This window comes from Fusibacter sp., from assembly GCF_057447755.1.
This window is the reverse complement of record NZ_JBVBZF010000475.1, coordinates 1-1,984: the sequence shown is the minus strand read 5'-3', so window position 1 is coordinate 1,984 and position 1,984 is coordinate 1. Positions and strand designations below refer to the sequence as shown.

Annotated in this window: 1 protein-coding gene and 1 pseudogene; one reads left to right on the top strand and one right to left on the bottom strand. The window is 40.2% G+C overall.

The window, feature by feature from the left end; all coding sequences use genetic code 11:
* A pseudogene (locus AC220I_RS21830) lies at positions 1-229 on the top strand (methionine--tRNA ligase); the annotation flags it as partial.
* A 35-nt stretch (positions 230-264) separates the two neighbouring features.
* Here the strand turns inward: AC220I_RS21830 and AC220I_RS21825 are convergent.
* Positions 265-1,984 (bottom strand): putative bifunctional diguanylate cyclase/phosphodiesterase (locus AC220I_RS21825; RefSeq protein ID WP_486725981.1); only part of this gene is annotated, 1,720 nt, incomplete at its 5' end.

Genomic DNA, 1,984 nt, shown 5'->3' with positions numbered 1-1,984 from the left:
GATTTTAACCTTAAAGGTTGGCAATGATGTGAGACAAGTGGTTTCAGGTATTGCCAAGCATTATAAACCAACGGATATTGTAGGTAAAAAAGTCATTATCGTGGCAAACTTAAAGCCGGTTAAACTTCGTGGCGAACTCTCACAGGGTATGATTCTTGCAGCAACGGATGACGCGGACTTCTTAACGCTTGTTACAGCAGATATCGAAGACGGCAATATCGTTTCTTAAAGGACCGGTCTCAAAAAATAAAACACCCCATTTGCTTAGGCATTTGGGGTGTCTTGCATTAATTTGGAAAGACCAAGTGGATCAAGCGGTCTTGAGAAGTAAAAACCTTGGAATAAGGTACAGCCAAGTGATTCCAAAAGCGTCTTTTGTGTTTTGGTTTCCACACCTTCCACAATCATAGAGAGGTTTAGGTCATTTGCCAAGGTGATCATGGATTTTAAAAGATAGTATTCCTGTGACTTATCATGAATACGGTCCACAAAGGCCTTGTCGATTTTCAAGGTGGAAATCGGCAGCTGACTCAAGTAATTCAATGAGGAGTAGCCAGTTCCAAAATCGTCGAGGGCAATGGTGTAGCCTGAGTTTCTTAAGAATTTAAGCTTGTCAATAACAAGGTCAAAGGATTCTATGAGAACGCTTTCTGTAATTTCAATACATAAATTTTTCTTAGGAAATCCAGTCCGGTCGATAATTTCATTTAATTGAGTGATGAATTGGTCTTGAATAATCTGCTTGGCGGAGACATTTACTGAAAGGGACAATGTCGGATGCGCTTCAATATAAGGTAACATGCCCATGCAGGCCATTTCAAAGACCATGGGACCAAGTTCCACGATAATGCCTGTTTCTTCTGCAATCGGAATGAACTTATTGGGTGAAATCTGACCGATTTGAGGATTAAACCATCTCAGTAGAGCTTCAAACCCATAAAGTGTATCATTTGAAAGATCGTAAATGGGTTGGAAATAAACGACAAACTCATTTGTTTTAATGGCTTTGTAGAGCAAATTGCTGATCACCGTTTTGGAGGTGACATCCTCTGTCATATGTTCATCATAGAGCATGGATTTTCGAACGCCCTTGAGTTTGGCATGATAAAGGGCAGTGTCCGCATGCTTTAACAGTACTTCTGGGTGAAAGCCATGTTCAGGATATTTGGAAATGCCGACATTGTAGCTAATGTGGACGGCATTTTCAGAATAGCTGAAGGGGTTTTCAAAGGTGAGCATGATTCGATTTAGCATGTCAGCCTGAGCATACTGTTGATGTGGGACTATAAAGAAAAACTCCGGACCGTTAATTCTATAGATCTGAATGTTATGGAAGTTTGAAGCAATTCTCGTTGAGATGGCCTTTATGATCTCATCACCAACGGCATGGCCATAGGTGTTGTTGATTTCTCTGAAACCGTATAGGTCGATGAAATAAAGCGTCAATGGATCATTAGGTGATTTTTTTATGATTTCAAAAAGATCTAAAACAAGCTTTGATCGGTTGGGAAAACCAGTGAGTATATCATAAAAAGCATAGGTTTCCATCTCGAGATCTTTTTGCTTTTGTGGGTGAATCCAGCTATAAGAGCCTGCAATTCGAACGACTTTTCCATATTCATCACGCAGTGAAAGCGAACGACATAAAAACCATTGGAATTCATTGTTGTAAAAATGCCTAAACTCCATGGAAAAATAGTCTGACTGGCCCGTTATTAGGGCTTGATGGCCCTTGATCATTTGTACTTTGTCTTCGGTATGAACGTGCTCATACCAATCCTCAGGATTGATTGAAAAACTGTAGAACTCAGGATAGGCAATTATTTTTGAGTCTGAAAAATGACGCTTGCCTGTGATTAAATCCAAATCCCATAGAACTTCGTTGCTGGCATCCAGTATCAACTGGAACCGATTTCTTTCACTGATAAGCTCCTTATTTTGCGCTTCAAAAGCCTGGACTTTTTCAACCAAGGCATCGTCCAAG